The sequence below is a fragment of the Caballeronia sp. genome (assembly GCF_049581465.1).
Classification (GTDB): Bacteria; Pseudomonadota; Gammaproteobacteria; order Burkholderiales; family Burkholderiaceae; genus Caballeronia.
Genome location: NZ_JBAUSA010000232.1, coordinates 1 through 4,636, shown reverse-complemented (window position 1 = coordinate 4,636; position 4,636 = coordinate 1). Strand labels below are relative to the sequence as shown.

Genomic DNA, 4,636 nt, shown 5'->3' with positions numbered 1-4,636 from the left:
GACCTGCATGATGACGGCGACGACAATGATCGGCGTGGACATCGGCACCATGAGTTGCAGGAAGATGCGCCAGAATCCACCACCGTCCACGCGCGCCGCCTGAAAGAGTTCGTGCGGCAGCGCGACGTAGTAATTGCGAAATAGCAGGGTCATCACCGGCATGCCGAAGATCATGTGAATCACGACAATGCCCGGCAACGAGCTAAAGAGATGCACCGAAGCCAGCACGCGCACGAGTGGATAGACCATCACCTGCACGGGGATGAACGCGCCCATCAGCAGGACCGCGAACAAAAGACCCGCACCACGCGGCTTCCAGAACGACAGCGCGTAGCCATTCACCGCGCCGATCAAAATGGACAGTATCGTGCTCGGCACGACAATGCGCACCGAGTTCCAGAAGCCGACCCGGATGCCGTTGCAATTGAGCCCGGTACAGGCCGACTGCCAAGCGACGCTCCATGCGTCGAGCGTGAAATGCGCCGGCAGGGACAACAAGTTGCCAAGACGAATCTCGGTCATCGGCTTGACCGACGTGATCAGCATGACGTACAGCGGCAGGAGAAAAAACAGCGCCGACGTAAGCAGGAACGCATAGACGCCTAAGCGCGCGGGCGTGAGCCGGGAGCCTCGTTTCAACGGAGGACGTGGCGAATTCATCGGGAACCTCTCAGGCGCAGCGCACGGCTGCGGACGTAGAAGACCGGCGCGAGGATCGCGAGCACGGTAACCAGCAAGACGATGGACGCCGCAGACGCCATCCCCAGGTTTGCACGCCCGAAGAGGTAATCCATGATGAACTTCGCGGGTACTTCGCTGGCTGTGCCGGGTCCGCCTTGCGTCATCGCGACGACGGCGTCGTATAGCTTGACGACCATCACGAACAGCAGGATGAAAGCCGTTGAAAGTGACGCGCCGAGCATGGGTATGACAATGTTCGTATAGACCCGCCAGCGCGGAATGCCATCCACACGCGCCGCTTTCCAGATCTCGTCATCAACGCCGCGCAACCCCGCGAGCAGCAACGCCATCACCAGTCCCGACGCCTGCCACACGGTCGCGATAACCAGCGTATAGACCACCCGGTCCTGGTCCATTATCCAGTCGAAGTGTGCATTCGGAAAGCCGATCCGGTGCAGCACTTCCTGGATGCCGAGTTCAGGGTTCAGGATCCATTGCCAGACGAGACCAGTCGCAACGAAGGACATTGCATAGGGATACAAAAAGACCGTTCGCAGCGCGCCTTCCGCCACCACTTTCTGGTCGATGAAGATCGCTAGCAGCAGTCCAATCGCGAGACAGGCAACGATAAATAGGACACCGTAGATCACGATGTTTTGCAGCGAAAGCATCCAGCGGTCGTTATTGAAAAGCCTCACATACTGCGAGACGCCCGCAAAGCTTGTCGAGGGAAACGTGCGCGAGTTGGTGAACGACGTGCGCAACGTCCATAGCATGGTGCCGAGGTACGCAAACACGACTGTGAGCGCCATCGGAATCATCGCGACATAAGCTGCGAGCGCAAACCGCTTCCTCAGCGGTTTGCGTTTCGCACGACGCGCCGGCTTACGCAAGCTATTGTCAGCGGGCGTCGCGGCCATCAGCTTTTAAGCCCGCTGGCGAATGCCTTCTGTGCATCCTCGACCGACTCGTTCTTGTTCCAGAAGTTCGTGATCGCATCCGTCAAGGCACCGTTGATGTCCGGCGGGACCAGCATTTCCGGATTCGGCAACTGACGCGACGTGTCCTTCATGATCGCAATACCTTCCTTCGCACAGATGTCCAGGCTGGACGTGTCGACGTCGGGGCGAATCGGGATCGAACCCTTCTTCGCGCTGAACGCAACTTGAGCGGCGGGCGACGTCATGACAGTTGCAAGCAACTGCTGCGCCTTGATGGCGTTGGCGTTGTCCGTCTTCGGGAACACGAACACGTCGCCTGAGACCAGATACGGTGAGCGCGGACCGAAGCCTGGGAAGCAGCCAAAGTCCTTGCCCGCCGTTTCGTTCGCAGCGATGAACTCGCCCTTGGCCCAGTCGCCCATGATCTGGACGCCCGCCTTGCCAGAAATCATGAGCGCGGTCGCGTCGTTCCAGTTGCGGCCAGGCGAGCCTGGATCAACGTAGGCATGCAATTGCTTGAACGCTACCAGCACCTTCTTGAATGCGTCGGAGTTGACCGCGTTCACATCGCGATCGCGGTACACCTTGAGGTACAGGTCCGGGCCGCCGACATCGGCGAAAATGGCGTCAAAGGTGATCTTCTCTTGCCATGCCTGACCACCCAGTGCGAGCGGAATCACGCCGGCCGCCTTGAGCTTGTCGAGATCGCCAATGAACTCATTGAAGTTGGCTGGCTCCTTCGTGATGCCTGCCTTCAGGAACACGGGCTTCGAGTAGAAGAACCATGCCGGCATGTGGATATCCACGGGCGCCGCGTAAAAGTGTCCGTTCACCTTGATGCTGGAGAGGATCGACGGCGGGAAAATCTTGTCCCAGTTTTCCTTTGCAGCGACCTGGTCGACGTTGTTCAGCAAACCCTGGTCAATGATGTCGTGGAATTGCTTCGACGTATTGAACTGCGCAGCGGTGGGCGGATCGCCACCCAGGATGCGGTTGATGGCGGTCGAACGCGCTTGGTCCGCGCCGGCCACAGCGTTGTCAACCCACAAGCCGCCTGCCTTGTCATAGGCGTCCGCGAACTGCTTGATGGCAGCCGATTCGCCACCGGACGTCCACCAGTGAATCACGTTCGCCTTGAGTGGTTCATCGGCGTGCGCGGCGCCGATTGCCGCTACCGCTGCAATCACGCTAACGACAATCTTCTTAATGCTACTCATCGTGTCTCCTCCGGGCCTTGTGCCCAATTGTCATGGCATACATCGCTTTCGAGCGATTAGGTACGGTCAGGCGCGGGCGTTGCGCTCGGCCAGGAACTTCGCGACTAGTTGCGCGCTATGTTTTAGCGTGCGTTTTTGAGTTTCGTAGTCGACATGCACTATGCCAAACCGGCGCTCATAACCAAACGCCCATTCGAAGTTGTCCATGAGCGACCAGATGAAGTAGCCACGCACATCTACGCCGGCCTTGACCGCGCTATCGACAGCGGCCAGGTGACGTTTCAGGAACGAGATGCGCTGGGGATCGTCCACGCGTCCATCGACCACCTTGTCATCGGACGCCATGCCGTTCTCAGTAATATAGACCGGCGGCAGGTTCCTATAGGTCTCTTTAAAGCCAATGAGAAGATCGCGCAGACCGTCGGGGTAAACCTCCCAGCCCATCTGCGTGCGCTCGACGCCTTCCAGCGGCACTTCGGTGAAGCCGTGCGCGCCATCGCTCTTTACGTTGGAGCGGAAATAATAGTTGATGCCGAGGAAGTCCAGCGGCGCGCCGATGGCCTCCATGTCGCCATCGAGAACGAGCGGCTCGGTACCCGGCCATAGTTCGAACAGATCCTTGGGATAGGATTTTTTCAGCAGCGGATCGAGAATCCACGCGTTGTGCTGGACCTCGAACAGATGCGCGGCGCGCGCATCCGCTTCGCTATTTGAATTGGCCGAGCTCTTGCCCACGTTCGCGACAATTCCGACCATCGAGCCCGGATCGTTGGCACGAATGACGGGTACGGCGGTGCCATGTGCGAGCAGCAGGTGATGAAGCGCCTGGGTGGCGTAGCGGCCATTGGCGAGGCCTGGCGCGTGGTGGCCATTGCCATAGCCCAGATACGCCGAGCACCAGGGTTCATTGAGTGTTGCCCATGCGTCGACTTGGCCGGCAAGCTCATGGCTCATCAAGTCGGCGTAGTCGGCAAAGCGATAAACGGTGTCGCGATTAAGCCAGCCGCCGCGGTCTTCCAGATACTGCGGCAAATCCCAGTGATACAGCGTGACGAAGGTCTTGAGTCCCTTTTCCTTAAGCCGCCCGACAAGGCGCTTGTAGAACTCAATGCCTTTCTTGTTAGGGCGTCCCGCTTCGTCCATCACGCGTCCCCACGCGATCGACAGGCGATAGCCATCCACATTCAGTTCCGACAGCAAGTCGAGGTCGGTCTCCCAGCGCTGGTAGTGCTCACACGCGCGAGCCCCTGTGTCGCCGGCGAGAACCTTGCCGGGAATGGCCGAGAACGTGTCCCAGATCGACGGGAGCCGGCCGTCTTCATCGACGGCACCTTCTATCTGATACGCAGCGGTGGCGGCGCCCAACAGGAAATTGCGTTTCCAGAGGACGGAATCGGAGGGCGGGGAAAACGGATCAACGGGTGCTTCGATTGGCACGAGAATTCCTCTTCAGGGATTGAGTGGAAGCGCTTCCACAAGCGACTTCGAACAATAGCAGCGCGGAATTAGCCCGAACAATCAGTGTTTGTATGTAGACGAGGAACGGGGTGTTTTGTGCGCTTAGCGGTGGTTCGGCTCGCAGGACCACCCGCTAACCTAGGCGGCCCCGCCGAACGCTTCGGCGAACAGCGACGTCAACCAGTTCAGGCCTGCGTCGGCGTCGTTAGCGGTTGTCCACGTCACGGACACTTCGTATTCGGGGACATCGAAGGGAAGGCGGCTACATGACAAGCCGAGCGCCTCTTGCCACGCGCCGGCTATGAACGTCGGCACAGTCGTCAATGCTTCCATCTGCCT

General features: G+C 59.2%; 4 protein-coding genes and 1 pseudogene. All 5 read right to left on the bottom strand.

Going from position 1 to position 4,636, the window contains the following annotated elements; translation table 11 throughout:
* On the bottom strand, positions 1–660 hold a 660-nt coding region (locus tag WCA53_RS05790), incomplete at its 3' end, for a carbohydrate ABC transporter permease (protein WP_423906784.1).
* Positions 657–1,601, bottom strand: coding sequence for a carbohydrate ABC transporter permease (locus tag WCA53_RS05785; RefSeq protein ID WP_423906780.1), 945 nt, complete (start codon positions 1,599–1,601; stop codon positions 657–659). The genes WCA53_RS05790 and WCA53_RS05785, both read right to left, overlap by 4 nt.
* Complete coding sequence (locus WCA53_RS05780) at positions 1,601–2,839, bottom strand: ABC transporter substrate-binding protein (protein ID WP_423906777.1); 1,239 nt, start codon at positions 2,837–2,839, stop codon at positions 1,601–1,603. Before WCA53_RS05780 ends, WCA53_RS05785 begins: the two co-directional genes overlap by 1 nt.
* 66 nt (positions 2,840–2,905) lie before the next feature.
* Positions 2,906–4,276 (bottom strand): GH1 family beta-glucosidase, encoded by a 1,371-nt coding sequence (locus WCA53_RS05775; RefSeq protein WP_423906772.1) that lies wholly within the window; start codon positions 4,274–4,276, stop codon positions 2,906–2,908.
* Between the two features lie 159 nt (positions 4,277–4,435).
* Positions 4,436–4,636: pseudogene (locus WCA53_RS05770) on the bottom strand (LysR family transcriptional regulator); the annotation flags it as partial.

Coding starts and splice junctions, on each gene's coding strand:
- WCA53_RS05780 (WP_423906777.1), bottom strand. CDS start 2,839: ATGAGTAGCATTAAGAAGATTGTCGTTAGCGTGATTGCAGCGGTAGCG.
- WCA53_RS05785 (WP_423906780.1), bottom strand. CDS start 1,601: ATGGCCGCGACGCCCGCTGACAATAGCTTGCGTAAGCCGGCGCGTCGT.